23 protein-coding genes and 1 pseudogene are annotated in these 25,139 nt (G+C 45.5%); 9 read left to right on the forward strand and 15 right to left on the reverse strand.

Annotated elements, in window-relative coordinates:
* The first annotated feature begins 98 nt into the window (after window positions 1-98).
* Window positions 99-1,358 (forward strand): peptidoglycan DD-metalloendopeptidase family protein, encoded by a 1,260-nt coding sequence (locus tag L865_RS0112405; protein ID WP_028773539.1) that lies wholly within the window; start codon window positions 99-101, stop codon window positions 1,356-1,358.
* Between the two features lie 324 nt (window positions 1,359-1,682).
* Window positions 1,683-4,262: a glycoside hydrolase family 3 C-terminal domain-containing protein gene (locus L865_RS0112410; RefSeq protein WP_028773540.1), complete on the forward strand. Its 2,580-nt coding sequence runs from the start codon at window positions 1,683-1,685 to the stop codon at window positions 4,260-4,262.
* Between the two features lie 68 nt (window positions 4,263-4,330).
* On the opposite strand, the gene L865_RS25880 is transcribed toward L865_RS0112410, so the two are convergent.
* From L865_RS25880 to L865_RS0112430, 5 genes are all read right to left on the reverse strand, one after another.
* Window positions 4,331-4,639, reverse strand: a complete 309-nt coding sequence (locus L865_RS25880; protein WP_245608430.1) for a helix-turn-helix domain-containing protein — start codon at window positions 4,637-4,639, stop codon at window positions 4,331-4,333.
* Between the two features lie 45 nt (window positions 4,640-4,684).
* Entirely contained in the window at window positions 4,685-5,497 is an 813-nt protein-coding gene (locus tag L865_RS23680) for a hypothetical protein (RefSeq protein WP_245608431.1), read from the reverse strand.
* 122 nt (window positions 5,498-5,619) lie between these two features.
* Complete coding sequence (locus L865_RS0112420; protein ID WP_028773541.1) at window positions 5,620-6,129, reverse strand: M48 family metallopeptidase; 510 nt, start codon at window positions 6,127-6,129, stop codon at window positions 5,620-5,622.
* A gap of 45 nt (window positions 6,130-6,174) precedes the next feature.
* Complete coding sequence (locus tag L865_RS0112425) at window positions 6,175-6,615, reverse strand: DUF3010 family protein (RefSeq protein WP_028773542.1); 441 nt, start codon at window positions 6,613-6,615, stop codon at window positions 6,175-6,177.
* 131 nt (window positions 6,616-6,746) lie between these two features.
* On the reverse strand, window positions 6,747-8,090 hold the full coding sequence (locus L865_RS0112430; protein ID WP_028773543.1) for a DEAD/DEAH box helicase: 1,344 nt from the start codon (window positions 8,088-8,090) through the stop codon (window positions 6,747-6,749).
* A 367-nt stretch (window positions 8,091-8,457) separates the two neighbouring features.
* On the opposite strand from L865_RS0112430, the gene rssA reads away from it, so the two are divergent.
* The 7 genes from rssA to L865_RS0112470 all read left to right on the forward strand — a co-directional run bounded on the left by rssA (window position 8,458) and on the right by L865_RS0112470 (window position 15,466).
* Window positions 8,458-9,402 carry a patatin-like phospholipase RssA gene (rssA, locus tag L865_RS0112440; RefSeq protein ID WP_028773545.1) on the forward strand — a complete coding sequence of 315 codons (945 nt, stop codon included), beginning with the start codon at window positions 8,458-8,460 and terminating at the stop codon, window positions 9,400-9,402.
* A 96-nt stretch (window positions 9,403-9,498) separates the two neighbouring features.
* Window positions 9,499-10,173, forward strand: a complete 675-nt coding sequence (locus L865_RS0112445) for a hypothetical protein (RefSeq protein WP_028773546.1) — start codon at window positions 9,499-9,501, stop codon at window positions 10,171-10,173.
* A 430-nt stretch (window positions 10,174-10,603) separates the two neighbouring features.
* The gene (nrdD, locus tag L865_RS0112450) at window positions 10,604-12,721 is read left to right on the forward strand and encodes an anaerobic ribonucleoside-triphosphate reductase (protein WP_028773547.1); all 2,118 of its coding nucleotides are present in this window, start codon (window positions 10,604-10,606) and stop codon (window positions 12,719-12,721) included.
* Between the two features lie 72 nt (window positions 12,722-12,793).
* Window positions 12,794-13,255, forward strand: coding sequence for an anaerobic ribonucleoside-triphosphate reductase-activating protein (gene nrdG / locus L865_RS0112455; protein ID WP_028773548.1), 462 nt, complete (start codon window positions 12,794-12,796; stop codon window positions 13,253-13,255).
* A gap of 95 nt (window positions 13,256-13,350) precedes the next feature.
* Entirely contained in the window at window positions 13,351-13,707 is a 357-nt protein-coding gene (locus L865_RS0112460) for a YibL family ribosome-associated protein (protein WP_028773549.1), read from the forward strand.
* 226 nt (window positions 13,708-13,933) lie between these two features.
* Window positions 13,934-14,551, forward strand: coding sequence for a GTP cyclohydrolase II (ribA, locus tag L865_RS0112465; RefSeq protein WP_028773550.1), 618 nt, complete (start codon window positions 13,934-13,936; stop codon window positions 14,549-14,551).
* A gap of 105 nt (window positions 14,552-14,656) precedes the next feature.
* Window positions 14,657-15,466, forward strand: a complete 810-nt coding sequence (locus L865_RS0112470) for a hypothetical protein (protein ID WP_028773551.1) — start codon at window positions 14,657-14,659, stop codon at window positions 15,464-15,466.
* Window positions 15,467-15,584: 118 nt separating this feature from the next.
* Here the strand turns inward: L865_RS0112470 and L865_RS0112475 are convergent, their stop codons facing one another.
* From L865_RS0112475 to L865_RS25730, 10 genes and pseudogenes are all read right to left on the reverse strand, one after another.
* Complete coding sequence (locus tag L865_RS0112475) at window positions 15,585-15,944, reverse strand: VF530 family protein (protein WP_028773552.1); 360 nt, start codon at window positions 15,942-15,944, stop codon at window positions 15,585-15,587.
* A 207-nt stretch (window positions 15,945-16,151) separates the two neighbouring features.
* Complete coding sequence (locus tag L865_RS0112480) at window positions 16,152-16,538, reverse strand: rhodanese-like domain-containing protein (RefSeq protein ID WP_028773553.1); 387 nt, start codon at window positions 16,536-16,538, stop codon at window positions 16,152-16,154.
* A gap of 290 nt (window positions 16,539-16,828) precedes the next feature.
* Window positions 16,829-17,545: an SIMPL domain-containing protein gene (locus L865_RS0112485; protein ID WP_028773554.1), complete on the reverse strand. Its 717-nt coding sequence runs from the start codon at window positions 17,543-17,545 to the stop codon at window positions 16,829-16,831.
* Window positions 17,546-17,657: 112 nt separating this feature from the next.
* Window positions 17,658-18,050, reverse strand: a complete 393-nt coding sequence (locus tag L865_RS0112490; RefSeq protein ID WP_028773555.1) for a VOC family protein — start codon at window positions 18,048-18,050, stop codon at window positions 17,658-17,660.
* Between the two features lie 143 nt (window positions 18,051-18,193).
* The gene (locus L865_RS0112495; RefSeq protein ID WP_028773556.1) at window positions 18,194-19,474 is read right to left on the reverse strand and encodes an OmpP1/FadL family transporter; all 1,281 of its coding nucleotides are present in this window, start codon (window positions 19,472-19,474) and stop codon (window positions 18,194-18,196) included.
* Window positions 19,475-19,839: 365 nt separating this feature from the next.
* The gene (gene putP, locus L865_RS0112500) at window positions 19,840-21,291 is read right to left on the reverse strand and encodes a sodium/proline symporter PutP (RefSeq protein WP_028773557.1); all 1,452 of its coding nucleotides are present in this window, start codon (window positions 21,289-21,291) and stop codon (window positions 19,840-19,842) included.
* 136 nt (window positions 21,292-21,427) lie between these two features.
* Window positions 21,428-22,132 carry a DUF3379 family protein gene (locus L865_RS0112505; protein ID WP_028773558.1) on the reverse strand — a complete coding sequence of 235 codons (705 nt, stop codon included), beginning with the start codon at window positions 22,130-22,132 and terminating at the stop codon, window positions 21,428-21,430.
* On the reverse strand, window positions 22,125-22,688 hold the full coding sequence (locus L865_RS0112510) for a sigma-70 family RNA polymerase sigma factor (protein ID WP_028773559.1): 564 nt from the start codon (window positions 22,686-22,688) through the stop codon (window positions 22,125-22,127). The genes L865_RS0112505 and L865_RS0112510 overlap by 8 nt, the downstream gene beginning before the upstream one ends.
* Before the next feature lie 252 nt (window positions 22,689-22,940).
* Window positions 22,941-24,563, reverse strand: coding sequence for a BatD family protein (locus L865_RS0112515; RefSeq protein ID WP_028773560.1), 1,623 nt, complete (start codon window positions 24,561-24,563; stop codon window positions 22,941-22,943).
* Window positions 24,557-25,139, reverse strand: a pseudogene (locus tag L865_RS25730) (hypothetical protein); the annotation flags it as partial. The pseudogene L865_RS25730 and the gene L865_RS0112515, both read right to left, overlap by 7 nt.

A 25,139-nucleotide genomic window follows, 5' to 3' on the forward strand; every position in this document is an offset into this window, starting at 1 on the left:
GTTTAGTTCCGTCTAGCACGGAATTCTGGCTTTATTGATAATAACGATGATGAGAGTTGAGGCGCAGGTTGTTAGCAAGTAAATTTTCTTTTTTTAAAATGTCGCCAAATCGTTTACAGGCATTGCCCAGCCCCCATAAAAAAATCCTCATGGGTGCCGTATTAATGATAGGCGCGGCTATATTGTGGCCGAATCAACAAGAGTATCTACCAACCCGCATACCGGTTGAGCTTGATATTGAGAATATCATTGCCCAAATCGCCCCTAGCGAACAGACCGAAACCTTGGTCAAACAGGCAGACTTCGTTAAAACCATTGCCAAAGGCGATACGCTCAGTGGTTTGTTTGAACAGGCTGGTGTTGATCAGCAGACCATGTACCGTGTTTTAGAAGCTGATTTGAATGTCTTGGCACTTGATACCTTGATGCCCGGCAATAAAATGCAGTTTTGGCTTGATGACCAAGGCAAGCTGCAGCAATTAGAGTTATATTTTAACGCCGCACGTCAGGTCGTGTTTAGCCGTTATGATGACGGTGAGTTTAAAGTTGATGAAATCAATATTGAGGGGATATGGCGCAATCGCAGTGTGATTGGCGATATCCAAGGTTCGTTCTATTTATCAGCCCAACGTATGGGTCTGAACGCCGGCGAGATCCAGCGAATTGAATCACTACTGAAAGAGAAATTGAATTTTGCCCGCGATTTACGTGCGGGTGACAAATTTTCTGTTTTGATTAATGATCAGTTTATCGACGGTGCCGCAACCGGTAACAGTGATATTTTGGGTGTCCACATTCAACGGGGACGCAGCAGTATCAATGCCTACCAAAATAGTGATGGTAACTTTTACGATGACCAAGGTCGCAGCCTAGCACGGGCATTTCAGCGTATTCCGTTGCAGAAAAACTATCGCATCAGTTCACGCTTTAATCGCCATCGCCATCACCCAGTGACGGGCCGCGTGTCACCCCACAACGGCACTGACTTTGCTACACCCATAGGCACTAAGATTGTCGCACCTGGTGACGGCATTGTGTCTTTGGTGACCGAACATCGCTTTGCTGGTAAGTATGTGGTGATTGATCATGATAAAAAGTATCGTACCCGCTATCTGCATTTATCTAAACCATTGGTGCACAAAGGTCAGCGAGTGAGTCGCGGCCAAGTGATCGCGTTGTCGGGTAATACTGGGCGCATTACCGGGCCACATCTACACTATGAGTTTCATGTAAATGGTCGCCCAGTTGATCCGATGAAAGCCAATATCCCCATGGCAAGCCAGTTGACTAAAGCGGAAATGACCGACTTCAAACAACTGGTAAAAGTACGCCAAATGATGATGGGGCAAGATGTATAAATGACATAAATACCAGCGCAAGCTGGTATTTTTTTTGTCTCATCCTTAGGGTTTTCCGCCACAGAATGCAGCAAAAATACAAAGCGTAGCAAATCACTGTGTTATGTAATGCTTTGAATTTAAAGGAGTCAAAAGTTCAATAACCCGTATTCCTGAATTTGAACGTTCAAATTTGGGAAATAAACCTAAGCTTGAACCCACTTTTTATTTAATCTTGCTAATGTGGTGCCTAGTACAAATAACAAGCTGGCAGCCAATAGCGATTTCCATCCTATTTGATGCCGGTAGCGCCTTACTCAAAGTGACAAAAGGGATTGAGATTTGATGAAACGTAATCGGTTATTTTTATCTATGTTGTTGGTGACGGCGGTTGGTTGCCAGAGCGCCAAGCAAGACGAAGCCGCTGGGGGCAGTGATACGCCACAAACAGCCGCTAGTGTTCATGCAGCGCATAAACAGCAACGGCTTGCTGAGGTTGAACAAAACGTAGAGCGCTTGCTCGCACAACTGACACTTGATGAAAAAATCTCTTTAACCCATGCCAATGCCAAGTTCTCCATTGCCGCTATTGAGCGCCTCGGGATCCACGAAATGTGGATGTCTGATGGCCCCCACGGCGTAAGACACGAGATTGAACGATATAGCTGGAACTCTGCTAACTGGCAAGATGATCAATCAACCTATCTACCGCCATTGACGGCTGTCGCGGCCAGTTGGAACCCTGAGATGGCAGCACTGCACGGCAATGTGCTGGGCAGTGAAGCCAGGCAGCGTAACAAAGACGTGATTCTCGGTCCTGGTGTGAACTTGGCAAGGTTGCCACTGTATGGACGTAATTTTGAATATCTAGGTGAAGACCCGTTTTTGGCTGCAAAGCTTGTGGTACCGGCAGTTAAAGCCATTCAGTCAAATGATGTAGCGGCATCAGTTAAGCATTATGCGCTTAATACACAGGAGCTTAATCGTATAGGTGTTGATGCAAAACCTGATGAAAGGACGCTGCGAGAGGTTTACCTTCCGGCATTTGAAGCAGCAGTTAAAGAGGGTAATACCCATACTATTATGGGTGCATACAATCGTTATTACGGTACCAATGCCAATCAAAGTAAGCACTTGGTGATGGACATTCTTAAAGGAGAGTGGGGTTACAAAGGTGTGTTATTGACCGATTGGAATGTCGATATCAATACTTTTGATGCTGCGATGAACGGCCTTGATATTGAAATGGGTACGGCGGTTGATAGCTTTGACGACTATTTTCTAGCGCAGCCACTTAAAGAGATGATAGAGGCGGGCAAAGTCCCCATGTCAGTGCTTGATGATAAAGTGCGCCGTGTTCTGCGAGTACAACTGTCTATCGGCATGATGGACAAGTATCGCCTGTCTGGTCAGCGTAATATCCAAGCGCACCACGAAGCGGCGCGCACAATCATTAGCGAAGGTATTGTGCTGCTGAAAAATGAGCAACAGCTACTACCACTTGAGCAAGCCAAAATTAACAATGTGTTGGTGTTGGGGCCCAATGCGGATGTCCTGCACAGCCAAGGTGGTGGCTCATCTGAGGTGAAGCCTTTGTACGAGATATCGCCGTTGCAAGGTTTGAAAAACAAGCTCGGCGCCGATGTTTATATCACCGTGATGCGGGCACAAAACAGTGCTGGTGTGGCACCAATTGCAACCGACTACATGGCAACGCGTCACTGGACGGGCACGCCACAGTGGGAATTAATTCGCTATCAAGATGACGGTTTCGCTCATATTGAACGTCAAGATGATTGGATTGCTAATTCGACCTACAAAGCGAGTAGTAATAGCCCCGAGTTTATCCGCATGAGCACGGATATTAAACCGCTGGCATCGGGACAGCACACTTTAAAACTAGCCCTAGAAGGCCAGGCGAGTTTGCGTATTAATGGCAAACAAGTGATGAGTCAGCAAGCTGATAAAGCACAAGTATTTGAGCAAGTCATCGAGTTAGACAGTAATCAAACCTACAAATTTGAACTGCAATATGCCGGTAGCGGTCAGGTAACATTGGGTTGGGATGCGCCGGGCGCATTGTTTACGCCAGAAGCGGAATATCTGGCGGCGGCAAAAGCGGCGGACGTGGTGATTTATTACGGTGGTTTATCCCATGCTGACGATCGTGAAGCGATTGATCGTATCGATATGAAGCTACCCAATGGCCAGGATGCGGTGATCAGCAAGCTATTACAAGCTAACCCTAACACTGTGGTGTTCCTCAATGGTGGTTCTGCAGTCGAGATGCCGTGGGCCGATGACGCCAAAGCCATTGTATGGGGCTGGTATGGCGGTATGGAAGCCGGTAATGCCTATGCTGATGTGTTATTTGGTGATGTTAACCCCAGTGGTAAAATGCCAATTACCTTGCCAAAGTTATTGCAAGACACAGCGCCAATTATGCTAGATGACTACAATGCGGTTGATTCATTATACAAAGAGGGCGTGTTTATTGGTTATCGCTGGTTCGAGCAGCAAAAGATTGCGCCGCTGTTTCCATTCGGCCACGGTCTCTCGTATACCCAATTTGAGTACAGTGACATCAAGTTGTCTTCAGCCAGTATGCAAAGTGGCGACACATTAACTGTGACCGCTAAAGTCACAAACACTGGGGCGAGAGCCGGCAGCGAAGTGGTGCAGTTGTACCTACATGACATGCAAGCCAGTGTGCCGCGACCAGAGAAAGAGCTAAAAGGCTTTAGTAAGATTTATCTTGAGCCGGGGCAGTCAGGGACAGTGACAATGACATTGAATCAGCGCGACTTGTCGTTTTGGGATGTGACTCGTTCTGATTGGCTGGCAGAGCCGGGCAAGTATAATGTCATGCTTGGTGCGTCAGTGGCCGATATACGCTTAAACAAGCAGTTTGATTATCGCGATTAAGCTTGCAAATAAAAAAACAAAAAAGGGTAGCCTAAGCTGCCCTTTTTTATGCCTTAACAGCAGAGATTTTAGAGTAATTGCTGTTTTCTGTACTGGCTTGGTGTCTGCCCCAAACGTTTCTTAAATAGTGTATTGAAGGTGGCTTTACTATTGAAGCCAGACTTATCCATGATATCGATGATAGTGGTGTGCTTCAGGCTTGCATCACTGAGTAAACGCTGACTTTCATTAATTCGATACTGATTGATGAATTCAAAAAAGTTCTGCTCAAAATGACGATTGATAATTTGTGACAGTAGCCGCGGCGAAAGCTGCAACTGTGAGGCGAGATTATCTAAAGTGAGTAGCGGGTTTAAGTAAGGTTTCTCCTGCTGCATATAGTCTTTTATTTGAGTAATGTAGGCCGTATCAGGCTGTTTATCTTACTTATTCATCACATCGCTAAGGCGATGTTGCTGCCGAATACCACTCAGGCCTGTTTGAAAACGTAGGCTGAAAAATATCAACACACTGATCAATACCAAAACCGTATAATTGGAAATAAGCCCAAGCAATTCATAATCAATATGATGGTTAAACTCAAATGAAGAGAACAGTGCCAACGAGACTAGAATTGCATCTGCTCTAATGAATAAGAAGCCGACCACTAATATGGTTAACCATTTAAGATCGACGCTTTCTAAATTGGCAAAATTATCTTTTAATTTAGATTGATAGCGTCTCAATTCGACTAAACATAAAATCGCGCAGAATAAGCGGAAGCATTCCCGACCAAGGCCTATAAAGCGCTGTGACAAGGCCTCATTACCTGCATAGTTTTGTTGTAGCTGCAGCACTTTTTCGCTATCTGAGAGCAAATACCAAGTGTCTAGGTGATAAACAAAATATAGCGCCAGCGGCATCAAAAACCATAAATCTTGGCGTTTGAAGCGAAAATCTCGATAAATCAGCGACCGCACATAAAACAATAACAACACCGACTCGAGCCAGTAGGCGTAACCGAAAATATAAAATAGGTTAGCTGATATACCTAAGGTAAAGCTTCGAAATGCTTCGCCGTAATTAATCAGTGTATCGAGTGGGATGGCGGCATAGCTAAATAAAAATAGCGCCAATAACAGATGGCTTAGCTTGTTACCTGCTTTAAAAGTGAGCAGGCACAGCCCAAATAATATGCACTGATACAAAGTGATCAATAGCACGAGATCATGGGTGTTAAATAGCACTGTTTTCATAGGCGAAGAAGGGTTTTTTATTGTTATTTGCCGAGCGTATCAGCATATACTAGCGTGAAAACAGGCACTTGTCAGTGAAGCTTGGCTGCCTTGCTTATTTGGCTAAGGTGATACTAGCGAGACTAATAGGGGTTAGCATCTAAATCCTCAAGCGTCAGCAGTAACCGCAAATCAAACTCAAGCTGGTGATAATCTGCTTCCATATGGCAACAAAGTTGATAAAAAGCTTTGTTGTGATCTTTTTCTTTCAGGTGAGCTAACTCATGTACCACCACCATACGCAGTAAAGGCTCTGGCACCCGTTTTAACTTTGAAGATATACGGATCTCATTTTTAGATTTGGTTTTGCCACCATGATTTTTGGCGATATAACTATGCAGGCCCAAGGCTTGCTTTTTCAAGGTGATTTTGTCATCCCACAGTACCTTATTTAATGGTGACGAGCGCTTTAAATAACGTTGCTTATACGCCATGGTGTAGTCATATAAGGCTTTGTCGCTGCTGAGCTGGTGGACTTCTGGATAACGCTTTTGCAAACTAGAGGCTAACCTATCTTCATTGATAAGTTGTTGTACTTGTTCAATAAGCTGGCTGGGATAACCTTGCAGGTAAGTCAGTGTAGGTGATTGCATTGAAGACCCAATGAAAAAAAGGCGAGCTACGCTCGCCCTTGTTAATTAATCTTCTTTAGTAAAGATCAGTTTATTTTGATAGGCATAAGCCACTTCAAAGGCATTTTTTTGGAAACGTTTAAGGTTCAAGCCTTCAAAATCAACATGTGGTGGATTACGCTTTAACTGCTCTTTCGTTGCCACCGGCGACGCTAATGTCACCGGAATACTGCACAGTTGAATGGCGGTTTCCATCTTAAAGCTGGTGGCACTACCGGCCAGTTTGCCTTTTTGCTCACGCTCAATGACCACAATCTCATCGACTTTATAGTCTTGCATTAGTTTATTGAACGCGAAATGAAACTCACGAATTGACTCTGTTTTCGCTGAGTTTGAAATCGTTAATGACCGTGTTCTGCACTCCGGTACATTAAAGGTTTCACCTTCATAACTTAAAAGACTGATGATGGCTTCGCCACCTTTTAACTCTACGCCACAAACTCTCATGTTGACCCTAATTTAATTGTTACTTGTCGGGTTCAGTGTAACCCGAGATGAACCGAGGCGCAGGTTTCAAACATACGCCATAAAATAATCTTATTGCCAGCGACTAAAACACAGTCGTTGGCCAGTATTCGCTATTCAGGGGTTTCCTGTAATTTTGATTTAGGCTTGCGCAGCATTGGCGCATCACCCACATCAACACCAGTAATAAAGCGCTTATCACGGTTATCTTTGCTCTTGGCTTTAGCGGGTTTATTTGCTGCTGACTTATTGCCGCCTTTGTTTGCCGTTTTTGCTGACTTTTTAGCTTTGTTTGGCTTGTCCTTTAAGCCACTAAACTTGGCGGTTAAACCTTCAATTTCGCTAATGTCGAAGCGCTTTTTAAGAAATATTTGTACCTTCTTAAAGTTATCCCAATCTTTAGGACCTACTAGCGATATTGCATCACCTTTGGCGCCAGCTCGACCAGTACGCCCAATGCGGTGAATATACTCTTCAGCAAATTTTGGCATATCGAAGTTGATGACCAGTGACACGTTTAATAAATCTAAACCACGAGAAGCCACATCGGTAGTCACCAAGATTTGTTGTTGGCCACGGCTAAATTGATCCATGATCTGATTGCGGGCAGCTTGCTTCAAGTTGCCACTGAGTGAGCTGGTGTTAAAGCCCTGCTCTGTCAGCTTAGCCGCCAAACGGTCGGTATCATCACGTGTGGCAGTAAAAATAATCACTTGTTTGTGTTCTTGCTGCTTTAACACATGATTGAGCAGCGCTTCTTTATGATCTAAATGGTCTGCCAGGTAAATCTTCTGGGTAATATCTTGGTTTTCAACATGGGACTGGCCCACAGCAACATGTTCAGGGTCTTTAAGCAACTCTGCAGCAATGTCGTTAATTTCACCATGATCTAGGGTGGCAGAAAACATTAAGGTTTGACGACGACGGTGATCGGCTGCGGCATTAATTGCCTTAAGTTGCTCGGCAAAACCGAGATCGAGCATACGGTCTGCTTCATCTAAAATCAGCAGTTCTAACCCATTAAGGTATAAGTGTTGCTGAGATAAGTGGTCGGCCAATCTGCCCGGGGTCGCGACAACAAAATGTGGGTCTCTCGCTAATCCTTTGGCTTGATCATTAAAGTTCTCACCGCCGAGAATCTTCATCGCTTTATACTGCGTATTGGCGACCAATAAACGCAACTGAGCATAGACTTGGTTGGCCAACTCTCGAGTCGGCAACAGGATGAGTACACGGGGATCGCGTTTGCTAAGGGCTTTAGTGCTGATCACGCGCTGCATTGCCGGCAGTAAAAACGCCAAGGTTTTACCTGAACCAGTTTTTGACGATGCCATTAGATCGCGTCCAGATAAACCAACTGGAATCGCTTTTGACTGGATCTCGGTGGGCTGATTGATCCCCATATGCTCAAGGCTAGTCAATAGGCGTTTATCAAGTGAAAATTCGGTAAATTGCAAAGGTGTACTCCAAAGTAAAGTCTGCCAACCACGGCTTTAATCGTGCGCTTTTGCGCTAATTTGATTGGTCCCAATTTGCTCAGCCAGCTAGTCAATAAGCGGGCGACAACGCATCAAGATAGTGATGTCTGTGTGGCGTTTTTATTGGGCAAGTCAGTTATTATACAGCGAGACTGGCAATTGGGCTATCAACGCAAAGCATTCATTGGGATTATATTTGTGCATTTGCTTAGGTTTTAGCAAAATAATGACCATAAGCAAGGCGACTATTTTGGGTCACTGTGAGTCAATGGATCTCATTGCTCGCCAGAAATTGAGCTTGGCGTAGAGATAAAACGGGTTTTATGCCTGCATTAGGAGAGAGTGAATGGCAACGATTGGTATTGCCCTTGGTAGCGGCGCAGCGAAAGGTTGGGCGCATATTGGGGTGCTCAATGGTTTACGAAAATTGGGTATTGCGCCGGATAAAATTGCGGGTTGCTCAATAGGCGCGCTGGTCGGTGCGGCCTATGCAGAAGACCATTTAGCCGATTTGGAGCAATGGGTGCGCAGTTTTTCAAGTTGGGACGTGCTTGGCCTGCTCGATGTCAGTTGGCGTAAAGGTGGACTGATTGGTGGTGAAAAAGTATTTGATGTCATGCAGAACAAAATTGGTGACTTAAGTATCGAGCAGATGAAACGACCTTTTGCGGCCGTGGCCACCGACCTTTACTCTGGGCAAGAGATTTGGTTTCGCGAGGGCGATTTACGCCATGCCGTGCGGGCGTCATGCTCCATGCCGGGCATTTTACCGCCGGTTAAAGTGGGTGAGCGCTGGTTGGTTGACGGTGCGGTGGTCAACCCTGTTCCGGTGTCTGTGAGTCGAGCGATGGAAGTGGATATTGTCATTGCGGTCGATCTCAATGCGCAGCGTCGAACTCGCATGCAGGCGGTGCCGGTGTCCATGACCAGCAACAAGCCGACCAAGGCGGAATTGGTGCAAGCCGATGAGCATCAAGAGGGTGGGTTTATGGACTTGTTTGCCCGAGGCCGTGATTATGTCACTGGATTGACCGATAAGTTCACCTTGTCTAAACATAATGCGCCAGGGATGTTAGCGGTCATGTCGCAATCGATGGATATTCTTGAGCAGCGACATAAACGCGTCAGATTAATGGGCGACCCACCAGATGTAATCATTACCCCAGATGTCAGTGATATTGGCACGATGGAGTTTCATCGCGCCGAAGAGGCAATCTTGGCCGGTGAACGCGCGGTTGAGCAGGTGGCACATTTGCTAGAAATGACCATAGTGGATAAAAACGCCAGTTAACGTGCAAAAAATCAGCGGTTGGCTTGTCATATCCCCAATTAGGCACGGTTCATGCTTGATTGGGGCTATACCATTTTAAAAGACAGCTTTTTGACGATGAATACAATTGGATCACTGGCAAATCAATTAACCACTCAGCCCGCTTTGGCTGAACAATATGGCTTAGCAACGCAAAAGCAACAAGCCGTTGATACCAAAGATAAGCTATCGCAAGCTAAGCCTGAACATGAGCAAGTCAGCGCCAATGATGCCAAGGTGTCTTTATCACCTCGGGCACAACGGGCACAGAAGATAGAATCGATGGCACAAGATTTCTTCGCCAATGGCAGCTTCGATGCACAGAAGCTTCCCAAACTGATCCAGCGTCTGCATCAAGATGGTATTTTGTCAGATGGTCAATTGAATCGTTTGTCACAAGCTGGTTTTGATATTCCTACGCCTGAAGCCAATCAAGCAGATTTAAAGCAGTTTATAGAGACGCAACGTAGCCAGTTAGGCGACGATGAGGGCGACCAGATAATGGGTCGATTACTTGACGATGCCCAAAGTGTGCTCAATCAGATGGACCAAGCTGGTAGTAAACAAACCAGCCAAACAGCAGCACGGGTGTCCGCTCAATTATCAGTTTTCATCAATGCCGATGTTGATATGAGCGAGCAAGACCGTCAGCAATGGCAAACCATGCGGGGAGTAATGCAGCTAGCCAGTTCAATGGGTGAGAGTCAGCAAGATGTTGGCCAGCTAAAAAGTTACTTGGCTCTCGCGAGATAACCCGCTGTTTATGCCATAGTGATTGAGCGACTTCATCGCCATTGCACTCAACGCCAGTGGCGAGAAAAGCCTAATTTCTCTCAGTTATCATCCCTGTTAATCAGCTTATCTGTTTGCTGCAATCGTGATATTGGTGACGATAATACAGGGTAGCCAACTGCTTCGCTTAAAATGTAGTTTTTTATCCACAGTTTTTACCAATGTTGTCCTGCATCTAGCTTGCTTGACCGGTATCGTCAAGCCACTATTTACTGTTAAGTGGCCTCGTTTGCAGTAATTTTTCGTAGTTAAAAACCATCCCCTAAACTATGATCTGGATCAATGTACTTATTCTCGGTTTGTAGCTTAATGCGCAATATGTTGTGCCAAGTATAGTTTTAGACACTATATATGGTGTTTAAAAAGCTTCCAATTGAGGAGAACAATCGTAATGCCAGTAGTTATTAAGCGGGATGGGTACCGCACGCCATTTGACGAAACAAGGATTAGAGATGCTGTGATAGCTGCAGCGAACTCAGCAGGTATTGAAGATGATTGTTACGCACAGACCGTAGCGCAAACGGTTGCAGACTCACTACAAAACATCGAAGAAATTGATATTCATGATCTGCAGGATGCGGTAGAAAACCAATTAATGGAAGGGCCGTATAAGTCTCTTGCACGGGTGTATATTGAGTATCGTCACGATCGTGATAAACACCGTGAAAGCAACAGCCGTTTAAATCGTGAGATCCGCGGCCTTGTTGAGCAAAGCAATGCGGCGTTACTTAACGAGAATGCCAATAAAGATTCTAAAGTGATTCCAACCCAGCGTGATCTGCTCGCGGGTATAGTGGCTAAACACTATGCCACTCGCCATATTCTGCCTAAAGCGGTGGTATCAGCTCATGAAGCCGGTGAGATCCATTACCATGATCTCGACTATGCGCCATTTTTCCCAATGTTTAACTGTATGCTAATTGACCTTAGCGGCATGTTGACCCAAGGGTTCAAAATGGGTAACGCGGAGATTGAAACACCTAAATCTATCTCTACGGCAACGGCTGTTACGGCGCAAATTATTGCCCAAGTGGCTAGCCACATATACGGTGGCACCACCATCAATCGCATCGATGAAGTGTTGGCGCCGTATGTAGCTAAAAGCTATGACAAGCACTACCAAATTGCATTGACTTGGGGCATTACTGACGCGAAAGCGTTTGCCACACAGCAAACTGAGAAAGAGTGTCACGATGCGTTTCAGTCATTGGAGTATGAGGTCAACACCTTACACACCGCCAATGGTCAAACGCCGTTTGTCACTTTTGGTTTCGGCCTAGGTACCTCTTGGGAGTCACGCCTTATTCAATCATCTATGATGAAGGTACGCATTACCGGTTTAGGTAAAAACCGCAAAACTGCCGTGTTCCCAAAACTGGTATTTGCGATTCGCGATGGCATTAATCATAAGCAAGGCGACTGCAACTACGATGTTAAACAGCTTGCGCTAAAATGTGCGTCACTGCGCATGTACCCAGACATTCTCAACTATGAACAAGTTGAAAAAGTCACCGGTTCATTTAAAACGCCAATGGGTTGCCGTAGCTTCCTAGGTACTTATGAGCAAGATGGTGAATTGGTACATGAAGGGCGTAACAATTTAGGTGTGGTGAGTTTGAACTTGCCGCGAGTCGCGCTAGAAGCGCAAGGTGATGAGCAGAAGTTCTTTGCCCTGTTGGATGAAAGACTTGCGACTGCAAAGCAAGCGCTCGACACCCGTATAGCGCGTTTAGAAGGCGTGAAAGCGCGTGTTGCACCGATTCTATACATGGAAGGGGCGTGCGGTGTGCGCTTGCGTGCAGATGATGACATTTCTGATATTTTCAAGAATGGCCGCGCATCCATCTCTCTTGGCTACATTGGCCTGCATGAGACCATTAATGCACTTTATGGTAATCAAACTCACGTATATGACTGCGAGACTTTGCGCGCTAAAGCCATTGCCATTATTGAGCACATGAAAGCAGCGACACTGCGCTGGCGTGAACAAAGTGGTTATGCTTTCAGTTTGTATAGCACGCCAAGTGAAAACCTATGCAGCCGTTTCTGTAAGTTAGACACTAAAGTATTTGGTTTAGTCGACGGAGTAACCGACAAAGGGTACTACACCAATAGCTTCCATTTAGATGTGGAAAAGAAGGTGAATCCGTACGACAAGTTGGATTTTGAACAGCCGTATCCAGCGTTAACCAATGGCGGATTTATCTGCTACGGCGAATATCCAAATATGCAGAACAATATCGAAGCGCTAGAAGATGTATGGGATTACAGCTACAGCCGTGTGCCATATTATGGAACCAATACGCCAATTGATGAATGTTACGATTGCGGTTATACCGGCGAATTTGGCTGTACCAGCAAAGGATTTACTTGTCCTAAGTGTGGTAACCATGAACCAAGCCGTGTATCGGTGACTCGTCGAGTGTGTGGTTATCTTGGTAGCCCAGATGCAAGACCGTTTAACTATGGTAAGCAAGAAGAAGTTAAGCGTCGTATTAAGCATCTATAAGCTTATCAAATCCAGCGTATATCGAAAAAAGGCGCATTGGCGCCTTTTTTGGTTTAGTCAGAGCAAATGAAAATGAATTACCATCAGTATTTTCCTGTCGATGTTGTCAATGGGCCGGGTACCAGAGCGACGTTATTTGTATCCGGTTGCGAACATCAATGTCGTGGTTGCTACAACCAATCAACCTGGAACCCTAACAATGGCCATGAGTTTGACAATCAGATGATTGACCGCATCATTGCTGACTTAAGCGATAGCCGAATTAAGCGTCGCGGTTTGTCGATTAGTGGTGGCGATCCATTATATCCCGCCAATTTGTCTGCCATATTAGATCTGGTTCAGCGTGTGAAACAGGCGGTGCCAGAGAAAGATATCTGGATGTGGACCGGCTATACAAGAAGTCAGTTGAGCCCAGAACAACTCGCGATACTAGCCTACGTCGATGTTCTGGTAGACGGTAAGTTTGAACAAGACTTAGCCGATCCCAGTTTACCCTATTGTGGTAGCAGTAATCAGGTGATCCACCATCTTTAACATTAGTGGTATACTAAGCTAATTACGCGCTCGGCTAAGCTCATCAACATGAGGTGAATGTCGAGACAGGATAGACGTCATTGTTAAGGCAAGTCATGAATTTAAAGCAAGAACTGCAGCAGTTAAACGATAAGCTCGATAAATTTCGCCGTAAACTTGATGCCGCTGAAAAGCGAGGCGATCAAGGGGTTATTTTACAATTTAAGCAGGAAATTGCGACGCTTACTAAGCGTATTGCCAATGTAAAAGGTCAGCAAACTAGACAGCTAAACAAAAAGGGCGCCGATGTGCGTTCATTGCCGTTTAATCGCGCGCTTACTAAAGCAGAGCAAGCCGATATGGGCAAGCTCAAGGCAAGTGTCAAAGGTTTGGTTGTTGTCCACCCAATGACGGCTTTGGGCCGAGAAATGGGCATCACTAAAGTCACCGGCTTTGCGCCAAAATCGTTCTGATAGATAACAAGGCGTTAAGTAGCGTGAGCGGTGTCATAGTAGTTTGGCATCGCGAGGCGTATGCTTTAGCCCAAACTGTAGGTGGTAATGCAGTCAAATAGACTGTGAAGCTATTTCCCTCCAGTGTAAAAACCAATAGAATACGTCGCCTAAATACGAAATCTACACGGTTTCGTTGGGTGTCGCATAACTTCGCCATTGTTGGGCGAGCTGTAAAGGTTATTTCATGTCGATTAAGTATGTTGCTACTTCAAAACTACCCACGCCTTGGGGCGTGTTTGCCATGCATGGTTTTGAAGATACTGAAACGGGTAAAGAACATGTGGCACTCACGTTTGGTGAGATGGAACAAGACAAGCCAATGCTTGGACGGATCCATTCTGAGTGTTTGACGGGTGATGCCTTATTTAGTTTACGTTGCGATTGTGGTTTCCAACTCCAAACAGCAATGCAAAATATTGCTGAGAATGGCAGTGGCTTCATTCTTTATTTGCGCCAAGAAGGGCGTGGTATTGGTTTACTGAATAAAATTCGCGCTTATGAACTGCAAGATTGCGGTGCCAATACGGTTGAAGCCAATGAGAAGCTAGGTTTTGCCGCTGACATGCGTAAATACGATATGATCTTACCTATGATGGAGAAGATTGGTGTATCGCAAGTGAAGTTGATGACCAACAACCCACGCAAAGTGAAAGCGATGCAGTCGATGGGTTTGCAAGTTGCAGAGCGAGTGCCATTGCAAGTTGGTAAGAACCGTTATAATGAAGATTACTTAAAAACTAAATCTACTCAGCTAGGGCATATGATGTCAGAGCATCATTTTAATGAAGATGATGCAAGTTAAAGACGCCCTTTAGACACCTCTTTTAAATCCACTGTAAATTGCGGCTAGATTTTCAATATGTTAGCCGCTATATTCAATAGCATATGACGTTGGCCATCATCGACTATGCTATTGAAATTTATCATCGCTTTTCTGCTCATTCTTGCGCCCACAGTATACGCCGAAGAAGATTTTACCCATTATGCCTTTGCCAACTATCTTGGCAGTGGTATTTATCGTACCTCCAGTCAAAATGCCACGGTGGTCAATGTTCCCTTAAGCTGGAAATTATCCGGTGATGAGTTAGAGTCTTGGACCTTAAAAACCCCTGTATCGTTTGGTTTTTTCAATTTTAAATGGAGCGATCTCCCGCAAGAGGGCTTGCCCGATAGCGTGGGAACCATGACCTTTACGCCGGGCATTGAATACCGCAAGCGCACTTCACAAGATCATGAGTTTCAAAGCTACTTTGATTTGGGCTATGGCAATAACTTTAGCTCTGGCACCGATGTGGCCATTATGTCAGCAGGTATTTCAAGTTTGCTTGATATCGACTACAAACAGAATAGTCCGGTTTGGGTTAATCGACTGTTTTTTGCTGGCTACCGTAGTTTCGATGGTAAGCAAACAGAAACTTACTCCGCCATTCAGTCAGGGATTGATATCGGCACCAATATTCATTGGCGCTGGGATTGGCTCGGGGTGGATGTTGAACCTAGAATTTTTGCGGTGGGTTACTGGTATTTCGACAAACTGCGTTTTGTGATGCCCTTTGGCGATGATGTGGTGGTGTCTCATAGTTTAGAAGTGGGCGCGACCTTAGCGTTTTCTAAACCCATACTTTGGGAGTGGATGGGGATTGATCGGTTAGGGCTCAGTGTGCGTGCAGGCGATGGCGTACAAGCCTGGCGACTCATTTTTGAGTTTCCTATCTAAGTTGCCAACAAAAAGCCTGAGATAGCAGTATACTCAGGCGTTAGGGGTGAAATGCTGTTGTAAGCTTACCGTGTTTCACTTGCTGATCGTTTTCGCTTTATACCGCTGTCGCCTACGGTTAGTTGTCACCCCAAATGTGACTATTCACTTGGGCTTTACTTGATTCATTTTGATCATCTGAGCGAGGCGTGCTTTGGCGTTGTTTTACCATTGCACTGTTGCGCTCGGCAGTGGCTTCATTGCTGGGTTTACGTTTAGGCAGTGGCTGCTTCGTCATTTTAAGGTACAAATACTCGACTTTTTCTCTGGCCCAAGGGGTCTTGCGCAGAAACTTAAGGCTCGACTTAATACTTGGGTCGTGATTGAAACAGCGGATGTCTATCCGTTGTCCTAGCTCTTCCCAGCCATAATGATCAACTAAGTCGTTTAATAAATTTTCTAGCTTAACGCCATGCAGTGGATTGTTTACTTGGGTCATGAGCACACGTATTCAGATAAAGATGGCAGTAATTATATCACCTATGGGTGAGGCCTGTCGTGAAAATCTATTTGTGGGCTAAAGGGTGGCAGCGCTGTGGTTCATTAAAGCGGGATAGCATACTTGAGTGTTGCCGATACAAAATACACGCCACGAAGGAGCGGCGGCGTGTGTAGAGTAAGAAATTGGCTAGGGCTAGGGTTAAGGCTATGGTTTGTTTTGCTGCAGTTGCACCAAGCCACCGCCGTTATAGGTATGAGCGTAGCCTGCTTCAGTGAGCGCTTGCTGTGCGATGCCGCTACGTCGACCACTGCGACAATACACCACTACCGCTTGGTTTTTATCGATATTACGGCTGCTAAACTCTGTCGTTATCTGTTCAAACGGAATATTAATGGCGTTATCGAGATGGTCGGCGGCAAACTCTTCGGCCGTGCGCACATCTACAATGAGTGCGCCATCTTCTATCATCTGCCAAGCATGCGCCGGATCTTTGTCTTGAGCTAAGGCGTTATTGGCGAGTAAAAGCAGCCCTAGGGCTAACACCATTAAGCTGATAAGACGACTAAAATGAGTGTTGGATATATGAGTCACTGTGATTTCCTTAAATTATTCAACCTAGTGGTTTTGGGCGCAATGCCGACTTTATCGTGGCTGAAAACAGATAGATTATCTTGAAGCGGATTGCTTAGCCAGTGTTTTGATTATACGTGATAGGGGGGATGAATCGATCATTGCGCCATCACGTGCCATTATGCGCAACAGCGCATTGCGAGCTTGGTAATAATACGGTGAGCAGCGTTTGGTCATTGAACGGCTAAGTCTCTCTTAGCACGGCAGCTTAGCAATCAATAGCCAATAGGCTGCCGCTCGGTCGTTATTCTTTAGTCATTTAGATAGTAGGTGAGGGTTGAGACTACCCTGACTTGTTTGATGTAGGGGGTATTGCTGTCTCGGTCACGAATGCTAAATTGCCCTTGAGACGCATTTTTTATCTTGCCCAGTTTAGATTCAGAATCGATGGCAAATTTGGTGGCAATCTCTCTGGCATTTTGGGTTGCTTGTTGCACCATCTCTGGTTTGACTTCATTAAGGCCAGTAAACAGAAATTGGGTGCGATTATCATAATCTTGGTTTGAGATAGCAATCCCTTCTTTGGCAAGGTCAAGCATCTGCTTTTGGGTGGCGAGTAGCTTATCTACCTGTTTGGTATAAAGAGAGATGGTCACTTTAGCAGCGTAGCGAAACTTAACATTGGGATCGACATAGCCTTGGGCTTGGCGGTCTTCAATAGAGGGTAACGATTGCGAAATCTCTGCTTCGCTAAAGCCTTGTTTTTTCAAAAAGGCGACCACTTTATCCGTTTTGGTTTGTACGCTTTGATATAAGTTATCTAAGCTGTTGTCGACTTCAATAAAACGGATTGGCCAAATGGCAATATCGGCATTGACCTCTTTTTCTGCCAAACCTTTTACTGTTACTGTACGCTCCATTTCCCGCATTTTAAGGAGGCTGGACCCGATGCCCTGTGACAATAGCACTAGGCCGATGATGAACAGCAGACCAAATAGGGTGGCCGCAAGGGGAAGGTTTCTTTGCATGGTATCCTCTATCATTGACAGTCGAGCAAACGATCAATTCAGCATAATCTGCAAAGTTAGACAAAGCTAGGGCAAAAGTGATTTGTTAAAATAAATTAAGCTATTGCGGTGATTAGGTTTGATCCAGCGGCTGGGTTTGCCACAGTTCAACCTTATTGCCTTCAGGGTCAATGAACCAGCCAAAACGGCCAAACTCAGACTCTTCTGTTTCGGCAATAATTTCTGCGCCACCGGCGGCGACCTGATCTAACGCGCCATCAAGATCGTCAACAACTAGGTTAAACATAAATCGATTCTGGCTAGGCTGAATATAATCCGTGTCTTCAGGCATAGGCGTCCACACACTATATCCTGCACTGTTTTCAGGTGTCATTCGGTCTAAATAAAATGCCGCACCACCCCAAGGCTCGATGGGGATGTTCAAATATTTTTTGTACCATTCGGCTAATGTGGCAGGATCTTTACTCTTGAAAAAAATGCCGCCTAGGCCAATTACTTTTGCCATATCTGTTGTCAATTTTTATAGGTTTATCTATAACTTTAGAAAACAAATGCCATAAGTACAAAAAAGCCGCCAAACTTTGGCGGCTTTTTTATCGGCAGTGGTGATCAAACTGCCACTGCTGATTATTTCAAGTGTCAGTTATGTTAGAACTTGTAGTTGTACTGCATAGAGTAGTAGGTCGCATCTGAGCGTGTTGTAGCGTGAATATCACCCACAAGCGCACTGTTTTCAATCAGACCTACATCTTCACCGCGAACAAAGGCGATACCAAAATCTAAGCTAGTGTGCTTAGACAGGTTATAGGTTGCGCCTGCGGTGTACCAGTTACGGTCTGAGTCTGGAATTGAGATAGAGCTAACTTCACCCACAACACCAGTGTCATGCATATAACCAGCACGCAGTGTCCAGCTATCATTTAGAGTGTAGGTACCACCGACACTGAACAACCATGAATCATCCCAAGCATAAGTTTTTAGACTCGCTTCTGGTGCTACTGGGTTGCCGCCAATTGTACCATCGTGAACAGTGATCTCATGGAAGTCACCCCAAGTAGTTAGCTGCGCAGTGTAATGCAAAGCAAAACGTTCGGTTAGCTGATGGAAACCCGCTACTTGGAAGATATTCGGCATAGGGATGTTGATTTCATCAAACTTAATTGCGCCAGCAACTGGGTCAGTCATACTGATATCACCAGTGGCTTTAAAGTCTGGGCTATAGCGATAGCTGGCACCAATACGGTGATTGTCGTTAAACTCGTAGACAGCGCCTACGATACCACCGAATGCTACGCCATCAGCGTCAACATCAACTAAATCCACATGCTGAGGGCCACCTAAACTTGGGGTCGCACCGCCACGGGTCAGTGTGCCTTCACCGTAAATGATATCTACACCAGCACCGACACTGAAGTGGTCGTTAAAGCGGTAAGAGGCGCTGACATTGAAGTTGATGGTGGTGACTTCAGTTTTACCTAACAAATCAATAGGTGCTGGCAATAAGCCGCCGATGATATTGTTTGGCAGCTCAGTTGTGTCGGTACCAGTACCAAAATTACTGAACATGGCGACGCCGTAGGCGAACTTATCGTTCACTGGGCTAACGTAGTAGAAATTTGGGATGATCTTTGCTTCAGCGGCGTCATCGACACTGCCATAGTTTGCACCAGTGCTATGAGTTACATCGCTAACTTGTACTTCGACATCGGCGTAAGTTAGACCCATTGACAGTTGTTTTTCATCAAACATGGCCATCGCTGCTGGGTTACGTGATAACACAGAAGCGTTATCGGCAATCACAGCATCACCGGCGAAAGCACGACCAATACCGGTAGCAGACTGGCTATTTAGCTGGAAGCCAGCGGCGATTGTTTGAGTGCTGGCCAGGGTAATGGCTGCAGCTAAAAGCGTCTTGTTGAAGGTTTTCATCATTATTATCTCTGTATTTTTAGGCCAAAGCGTGTTGTTTTAAATTAGTCTATTTTGACTCATCTGAGCCTTAGCCACTTGTTTGACCAGTGCATATTAGGGATGCAGTAGTGGCGCAACAACTCCGACCAGAAGACGAAATCGGTTGCGTAAATGTTAATTTTATCGAGGGGGATTGCGCTAATAAACCGCAGTAGTTTTAAAGTGAGTCTATAGCGCTTATCTATAGGCTAATTAAGGTTTTTACGTTATTTGATTAAAGGTTATAGGTTTGTAAATACTGGCAGTAAAAATAAATTAAAAAAATAGCGTACACGTGTACGCCATTTTGTTTTTTAACCGTCCAGACGGCTGAAATAAGCCAATTATAATTTTGAAGTAAATACTCTAAATTGTTGTTTTATCTCATCACTTGGTGCGGAAAGCTTGCTGACAATGACACCTGATAATGTGGCAAATAAGAAGCCTGGAACAATTTCGTAGAGGTCAAAAATACCACCTTCAAGTTGTTTCCAGATAACAACTGTTAACGCACCGACAATAATAGTCGTCACCGCGCCATTACGGCTATAGTCCTGCCAAAACAGGGCGAGCAATACCACTGGACCAAATGCAGCCCCAAAACCCGCCCAGGCATAACTGACTAAGCCAAGTACGCTGCTTTCTGGATTAAGTGCAATGATGCCGGCAATAATAGCAATTGCGACCACACCGATACGGCCAACTAACATCAGTTCTTGACTGCTTGCCGCGGGTCTTAACCATTTCTTGTAGAAATCTTCGGTGATAACACTGGAACACACTAATAGCTGTGAATCGATGGTGCTCATTATCGCTGATAAAATAGCTGCGATCAGTAGACCCCCAATCCAAGGGTTAAACGCAGCATGGGCAAGGTGGATAAATACGGTTTCTGGGTTAGTCAGAGGCTCTGAGGCAAAGTACAGGCTACCTGCAATACCCGTTGCCAAAGCGCCAATCAGGGCGACAACCATCCAGCTCATGGCTATGCGGCGAGATACGGTAATATCGTTTGCCGATTTGATCGCCATAAAGCGTGACAAAATATGCGGTTGACCAAAATAGCCCAGTCCCCATGCAAGTAGTGATATCAGTCCGATAGCGGTGGTGTTACTACTAAAGAACTGCAGCATGGCAGGATCAATGTTATCCAGTCCATGTTGGGTTTCTGGTTGGCTAAATATGGCTACTGGCACAATAAGGAGTGCGATTAGCATCAGGCAACCTTGAAAAAAGTCAGTCCAGCTAACAGCAAAAAAGCCCCCAACAAAGGTATAGGCCACAATAATTGTTGAACCAATGATAAGTGCTAAGGTGTAATCTAGACCAAAGACTTTTTCAAATAAGATCGCGCCACCGACCATGCCAGATGAGGCGTAGAAGGTAAAAAATATTAAAATAGTGACTGCAGAAACTAGCTTTAACAAGCCTTTGTTATCTTTGAAGCGTTTTTCAAAAAAGTCAGGCAGCGTGAGGGCGTTGTCAGTAAATTCGGTATAAACCCTGAGGCGTCTGGCGACGAACAGCCAATTAAGGTAGGCCCCCATCACCAAGCCTATGCCAATCCAGGCTTCTCCAAGTCCACCTAAATAGACTGCGCCGGGCAAACCGAGCAGCAGCCAGCCCGACATGTCTGATGCGCCCACACTTAATGCGGTGACCGCAGGCCCCATGCCTCGTCCACCTAGAATATAGTCATCTACAGAGTCTGTTGCTTTATAGGCCCATAAGCCGATTGCCATCATTAATACGAGGTAACCAACAAAGGTTATCAGGATAGGAAGTTCAATTGTCATGCAAGTGCCACATATTGTTATTCTTTAAATTGTGGCTCACATGCTAGCATGTTTGATAAATACCTCAATATTGAATCAATTTGTGACGCAGATCTTTGCCGTGACACGTGAAAAGTGTCACGGCAATGTTAGTCGCTTATATGAAGCTTTGTTTTATTTCGGATTTGATGTTAGATAAATCTTGCTGATTCTCGCCCACAAGCAACATATAAGTGTTGTCGGTTTCAAATCCAAGTCCTTGATAGCGCTGATCGGCAAACTGTTGTTGCATCTGCATGCGCTCTTCTGCCGGGACAATAAATACCGTGACTTTGCCTTGTTCACCTTGCATGACTAAATGCAGGCTTTTTACACCTTGAAAATCACAATAGGTGCTATAAAGCACTCGACCCGGTTGCTGCGTAAAGTGACCGCTACCAGATTGACTCATTGAGGCCAATTGAACATTGAGTTGCTCATAACCTATTTGCTCGTTACTGGTCATTGCCGCATCTTCATGATACACGTGGGCGAGGGCATGTTGGTTAAGATCAACCGGTGCAATGCGCAACAAGGTAAAGCTGATACCGGCAATAAACGCGACTGAGGCAACTAACGCTAGGGTAAAACCGGTTTTGCGTCTTTGCTGTTGATGCTGGTGCAACTGCTGATTAAGTAATAACTTGGCCTCAAGGCCTTCGGGCACTGGTACCTTAAAGGCTTGCTCTAGTTGATTGTCTAATTGCTTTAGGTCATTGACGAACGCCTTACGATCTTCAGATCCCTGCATTGCGGCAATAAAGTCTGCCTCATCACTATTAGGGTTTTCATAGGCCTGGCGGCGAAATTTCAGCTCATCCATTGGATTGACCTCTTACTTGGGGTTCATCGAGTAAATCTTTTAATTGATTCCGTGCTCTAAATAAACGGGTCATTACGGTGTTACGATTTAACGATAGAATGTCGGCAATCTCTTCACCGCTAAACCCACCAATTACCTGAAGAATTAGCGGTTCCCGATACTCTACTTCTAGCTTAGCAATTTGACGGCGGATCAGATGTTGCTCAGCATTTTCTTCAGTAGATACCGAGAAACTGTCTTCTAAGGTTTCTTGCTCTACGTCAGAGTAGTCAAACTTCTTGCGTTCAAAGCGCCTTGCGTTCTCACGGCGCAATATGGTGATTAACCATGCTTTCGCTGCTTTGTTATCCTTTAAAGACTCTAAAGAGCGCCATGCTCTTAAGAAAGTCTCTTGAGTGATATCTTCGGCAATGTGTTTGTCGCCACATAACCAGTATGCGTAGCGATAAATATCACCATGAAGTGCCCTGACAAGGCTATCGTATCGTCGTTGTTTACTTAGCATGTCTGAATTGACCGAGGATTCAGAATTTTTATTTCGCCCAAAGTTAAACATTTTTATTATTGTGACCCCGCGTGTGAGCGTTTGCAGCGATAAACCAAAACTAACTTGGTAGTAATACTTTGATAACTTATTGTTTATTATAGTATTCAAAGTGTCATCGTGATTATATTCAACAATATTTATCTAACTGGCTGAAGAACATAAGTTTATTGTGACTATTTGCCGTATTAGCTTAACGTGTGGTGCAGTAATCGCAAGGGGTTAACCAAAGTTAACCCCTTGCGATTGAATGTTATTGTGCGGTTATTGTGGATTTAGTGGCGACAAAGGGCTGTTTTTAACAACCGAGGTTTGGCTGTCAAGCGATGCAACGGCATTCAATAATGCAGTAAAGTCTGCTTGAGAATGCGCTGAGCTGTAGGCGGCAGCTTGTAGATCACTAATTGCTGCGCCAAGTGCCGGTGATAATGCCGCTATCTGCGCGAGGTTGAGTTGTTGGCCCCGTGCAGCCGATAGATTGCGCTGCAAGATTAACAATACGTTGCCGACATCACCTTTTTCACAAGCTTGCTGCAAACTCACCTCGTTACTGGTATGAGGGTGACTTTTGTCTGCGACAGGCGCTACAACCCTAGGTTGATTACGTTGGCGTACCCAAGCAATTAAGGTGACCAGCCACAATATTGCAAAAATTAAGGTGCTCCAAAACCATAGGCTTAATCCTGATTTTTCTGCAGGTGTCGCGGCAACATAAGGGCTTGGCTCCACACTGCCTTCAGGCGCAACAACCTTAATTGTTCTTGCGGGCAGGCTTGCGAGTTCCTGTTTGCGAGTGTGGGCATTCCACCACGGGACTTCAATCGCGGGTAGGGTGTACTCACCAGGCTGAGTAGGAACAATAGCAATCGACTGACTGATCTGCGCAACAACTTGTTTATCGCGTACAACGGTTTGTCGCTGTGCTTTCTCGGGGTAACTTTTTAACCCTTTAGGTAGGTTAAACGCTAATTCGGGTAGGCTGGTTTCATCTGCATTTGATGCCAATAGATTAAAGCTGCGGGTAAGCGGTGTGCCCACTTCGTAGCTTTCTTGTTGCTGCCAGTCTTCATTTAAGGCAACGAGATCACTGACTAGCCAATGGCCGTGGTACTGCGGGGGAATCGGCATAACCGTTAATGTCGCTGGGCTAGATTTTGCTTGCATCGGCCGGCTTTCATTAAATGAGAACATGCCACCACGGCGCTGTGATTGCACCAGCACGTCCCCCTGAAAATCTGCGCCGCTAATATCAAGGTCACCGGCTTTGTCGGCGATAATCGCGTAGGTTCGTTCAATAACGCGGTAGCGGCGACCGTTAACTAACTCGGTGGTATCGACATCTTCGCCAAGTTGCTTTATTGATGCTCCTTCGATATTTGGTGCACTTAAGACGCCTCGTTGCAGCTCTACCGCTAAGAACAACTTAACTTTATAGGTAACGAGTTGGCCAACATAGGCTTGCTCTGTCGACAAACTCGTCCGAATAAACAGATTTTTAGCTTGTTGCGGTTGGCTGCCCTGCGGTGCGACTTGCAAATTAATGGGTTGGGAAGCGATGCCGTCAATGGTTAACGCTGGGATTTGCAATTGGCCGGTGGTTTTTGGGGCAATCAAAATTTGCCAACGGGTCTCTTTACGAGAGTCGAAGTTGACGATCTGAGTACTGCGACTCACACTCGTTCGACCAACAATGAAATCTCTTAGCAGTGCGGAGGTATCTAGCTTAGCAGTTTTTACATCATCATCTGCTTTGACCGTCAGGACTAAATATTCACCTTCAATAGCAGGATTTCGATCGACCGAGGCTTCAATACTGCTCAATGCCCATGCGGGCGAGATGGCAAATAGTGCGATTAACGCGACCAATATTCTTTGTCTAATTACCACTGTTCATTGTCCTTAGAAGTTTGACCTTGTTGACGGCGTTTTTGATATTCCAATTGCATTTTGTTGCGCAGCAACACTTGTGGGTCATCGGCTAAAGAGCGTAAGACTCGTTCCATTTCTGGCGGTAAGGGCTCATCACTTGCACTGGTTGCCATGACTTGCTCAGCGCCCTGTTCGCCGGTGCTGTTAGGGTCAGCTGGCTGAGCTTGGGCTGATTGCTGCTCCGTTGGTTGAGCAGAATCAAGCGCTCCAGCATCACTATTTTGGCTATCAGCCTGCATTTCGGCATCGTTGCTCTGTGGCTCGTCTTGTTGCTGACCGTCTTGCTGCTGGCCGTCTTGCTGCTGACCGTCTTGTTGCTGACCGTCTTGTTGCTGGCCGTCTTGTTGCTGGCCGTCTTGTTGCTGACCGTCTTGTTGCTGGCCGTCTTGTTGCTGACCGTCTTGCTGCTGGCCGTCTTGTTGCTGACCGTCTTGCTGCTGGCTGTCTTGTTGCTGACCGTCTTGCTGCTGCCCATCTTGCTGTTGGTCACTTTGTTGCTGGCCATCTTGTTGTTGATCGCCTTGTTGTTCATCC

It is taken from the genome of Shewanella waksmanii ATCC BAA-643, from assembly GCF_000518805.1.
In the GTDB taxonomy this organism is placed as follows: Bacteria; Pseudomonadota; Gammaproteobacteria; order Enterobacterales; family Shewanellaceae; genus Shewanella; species Shewanella waksmanii.

What these genes read in the sequence shown, in the direction of transcription:
- nrdD (WP_028773547.1), top strand. Translation starts at nt 10,604, where the DNA reads ATGCCAGTAGTTATTAAGCGGGATGGGTACCGCACGCCATTTGACGAA.
- L865_RS0112485 (WP_028773554.1), bottom strand. Translation starts at nt 17,545, where the DNA reads ATGCAAAGAAACCTTCCCCTTGCGGCCACCCTATTTGGTCTGCTGTTC.
- L865_RS25880 (WP_245608430.1), bottom strand. Translation starts at nt 4,639, where the DNA reads ATGCAGCAGGAGAAACCTTACTTAAACCCGCTACTCACTTTAGATAAT.
- putP (WP_028773557.1), bottom strand. Translation starts at nt 21,291, where the DNA reads ATGACAATTGAACTTCCTATCCTGATAACCTTTGTTGGTTACCTCGTA.
- L865_RS23680 (WP_245608431.1), bottom strand. Translation starts at nt 5,497, where the DNA reads ATGAAAACAGTGCTATTTAACACCCATGATCTCGTGCTATTGATCACT.
- L865_RS0112425 (WP_028773542.1), bottom strand. Translation starts at nt 6,615, where the DNA reads ATGAGAGTTTGTGGCGTAGAGTTAAAAGGTGGCGAAGCCATCATCAGT.
- rssA (WP_028773545.1), top strand. Translation starts at nt 8,458, where the DNA reads ATGGCAACGATTGGTATTGCCCTTGGTAGCGGCGCAGCGAAAGGTTGG.
- L865_RS0112490 (WP_028773555.1), bottom strand. Translation starts at nt 18,050, where the DNA reads ATGGCAAAAGTAATTGGCCTAGGCGGCATTTTTTTCAAGAGTAAAGAT.
- L865_RS0112470 (WP_028773551.1), top strand. Translation starts at nt 14,657, where the DNA reads ATGCTATTGAAATTTATCATCGCTTTTCTGCTCATTCTTGCGCCCACA.
- L865_RS0112510 (WP_028773559.1), bottom strand. Translation starts at nt 22,688, where the DNA reads ATGTTTAACTTTGGGCGAAATAAAAATTCTGAATCCTCGGTCAATTCA.
- L865_RS0112475 (WP_028773552.1), bottom strand. Translation starts at nt 15,944, where the DNA reads ATGACCCAAGTAAACAATCCACTGCATGGCGTTAAGCTAGAAAATTTA.
- L865_RS0112405 (WP_028773539.1), top strand. Translation starts at nt 99, where the DNA reads ATGTCGCCAAATCGTTTACAGGCATTGCCCAGCCCCCATAAAAAAATC.
- L865_RS0112420 (WP_028773541.1), bottom strand. Translation starts at nt 6,129, where the DNA reads ATGCAATCACCTACACTGACTTACCTGCAAGGTTATCCCAGCCAGCTT.
- L865_RS0112505 (WP_028773558.1), bottom strand. Translation starts at nt 22,132, where the DNA reads ATGGATGAGCTGAAATTTCGCCGCCAGGCCTATGAAAACCCTAATAGT.
- nrdG (WP_028773548.1), top strand. Translation starts at nt 12,794, where the DNA reads ATGAATTACCATCAGTATTTTCCTGTCGATGTTGTCAATGGGCCGGGT.
- L865_RS0112445 (WP_028773546.1), top strand. Translation starts at nt 9,499, where the DNA reads ATGAATACAATTGGATCACTGGCAAATCAATTAACCACTCAGCCCGCT.
- L865_RS0112410 (WP_028773540.1), top strand. Translation starts at nt 1,683, where the DNA reads ATGAAACGTAATCGGTTATTTTTATCTATGTTGTTGGTGACGGCGGTT.
- L865_RS0112460 (WP_028773549.1), top strand. Translation starts at nt 13,351, where the DNA reads ATGAATTTAAAGCAAGAACTGCAGCAGTTAAACGATAAGCTCGATAAA.
- ribA (WP_028773550.1), top strand. Translation starts at nt 13,934, where the DNA reads ATGTCGATTAAGTATGTTGCTACTTCAAAACTACCCACGCCTTGGGGC.
- L865_RS0112495 (WP_028773556.1), bottom strand. Translation starts at nt 19,474, where the DNA reads ATGAAAACCTTCAACAAGACGCTTTTAGCTGCAGCCATTACCCTGGCC.